Origin of the sequence: Mesorhizobium sp. (assembly GCF_004962245.1) — a bacterium.
Classification (GTDB): Bacteria; Pseudomonadota; Alphaproteobacteria; order Rhizobiales; family Rhizobiaceae; genus Mesorhizobium.
The window spans coordinates 1-2105 of record NZ_SUHQ01000087.1; the positions used below are offsets into that span (position 1 = coordinate 1).

The window sequence follows — 2105 nt, forward strand, 5'->3', positions numbered from 1 at the left end:
ATCTCCCCCCTTGCGGGGGAGATGTCCGGCAGGACAGAGGGGGGTGGGACGGATCTCGACGCTGACAATGTCGACGCACCCACCATCCCCATTCTGTTCTACCGCTCCATGCTGCTCGCCGCCGATGTCGCGCCCATCGACGCGCTTTTTGAAGCGCTGCGGCAGCGCGGCATGACGCCCGTGCCGATCTTCGTCTCGAGCCTCAAGGACCCGGCATCGCTGGAATTTGTCGAGACCGCGCTTTCGTCGCTGAAGCCTTCCGCCATCATCACGGCGACGGCTTTCGCCTCCGGTGCCGAGCCCGGCGTTGAAACCCTGTTCGACCGCGCAGGCGTTCCGGTCTTCCAGGTCATCGTCGCGACGACACGCCGCGACATCTGGCAAAACAACCAGCGCGGCCTGGCGCCAGCCGACCTCGCCATGCATGTCGTGTTGCCGGAACTCGACGGGCGCATCCTCGCCGGCGCCATTTCCTTCAAGGGCGAAAGCGAGACCGATCCGGCACTGGCCTTCCGCGCCTTCGCCAACCAGCCGGTATCAGACCGCGTGGCGCAGGTGGCGAACCGCATCGAAGCCTTCATCCGCCTGCAGTGGACGCCGCGCGCGCAACGCAAGCTCGCCATCCTGATCCCCGACTATCCGAGCGCCCCCGGACGCACCGGATATGCCGTCGGTCTCGACGTTCCGTCCAGCGTGCTGTCGATGCTGCATGACCTGGGGGAACAGGGCTACGCCGTTGAAGGGATTCCGCAAACGCCGCGTGATTTGCTGGAGATGCTGGATAAGGGCGGACACGGGCTCGCCTTGGAGGATTATCTGGCCTTTTCGGCGGAGCTGCCCGAAAGCGCGCGCGAAGCGATGGAGGCGGCGTGGGGAGAGGCTAAGGATGAAGCTAACGTCAATGCGCCCCCCGGCAGGACAGAGGGGGGCGCGACAGAACGCCAACCTTCGCAGTCGGGCCGCGAAAAAGAATTCCCCTTCCGCGCCGCCACCTTCGGCAACATCACCGTGGCGCTCGCCCCCGATCGCGGGCGCTCCGCCGATCGCCGCGCCGACTATCACGACCCGACGCTGCCGCCGCGCCATGCACTGATCGCCTTCGGTCTCTGGTTGCGCAAATCGGTCGGTGTCCATGCTCTCATCCATGTCGGCGCCCATGGCACGCTGGAATGGCTGCCCGGCAAGACCGTTGCGCTGAGCGAAAACTGTTTTCCCGAGATCGTCACCGGCCCCCTGCCCGTCATCTATCCCTTCATCGTCTCCAACCCGGGAGAGGCCGCACAAGCCAAGCGGCGCATTGCCGCCGTCACCCTCGGTCATCTGCCGCCGCCGCTGACCGGCGCCGGGCTGGATGATAACCAGCACCAGCTTGAGCGGCTGGTCGACGAATATGCCCAAGCCGACGGGCTCGACCGTCGCCGCCGCGACCGCCTGGCGAAGCTGATCGTCGAAACCGCGCAAAAGACCGGCCTCGCTTCCGAAGCCGGCGTTGCCGAAACCGACGCGCCCGACGAAGCGCTGCGCCGCATCGACGCCTGGCTCTGCGACCTCAAGGATTTCGCCATCAAGGACGGCCTTCATATCTATGGCCGCTCGCCCGAGGGCGAGACCGATCCGCTGCGCAGGCAAAGTGCGACGGCCGAGAAGGCAGCACTGCTTGGTGCCCTCGACGGCCGCCATGTCGCTGCCGGTCCGGCTGGCGCACCAGCCCGTGGCCGGCGCGATGTGCTGCCGACCGGCCGCAACCTGTTCACATCAGACCCGCGCACCATGCCGACGCCGACCTCTTTCGATCTCGGCAGGGCAGCGTCCGACGAGGTCTTGCGCAGTTACATGCAATCGCATGGCGACTGGCCGCGCTCGCTGGTCATCGACCTTTGGGGCTCGGCCTCGCTGCGCACCGGCGGCGAGGAGATCGCGCAGGGCTTGGCGCTGATGGGCTGCCGGCCGCAATGGGATTCGGCCACCGGCCGCGTCACCGGCATCGAGGTGGCGCCGCCGGCCACGCTCGGCCGCCCACGCATCGACGTCACCTGGCGCATCTCGGGCCTGTTCCGCGACATGTTCCCAACCCAGATCGCACTGATCGACGCTGCCGCCAATGC

General features: G+C 67.1%; 1 protein-coding gene. It reads left to right on the plus strand.

All coding sequences use genetic code 11. The annotated features are described in order from the left end of the window. Positions 1 to 21: 21 nt before the first annotated feature. Positions 22 to 2105 (plus strand): cobaltochelatase subunit CobN (locus E5X88_RS33430; protein WP_292168535.1); only part of this gene is annotated, 2084 nt, incomplete at its 3' end.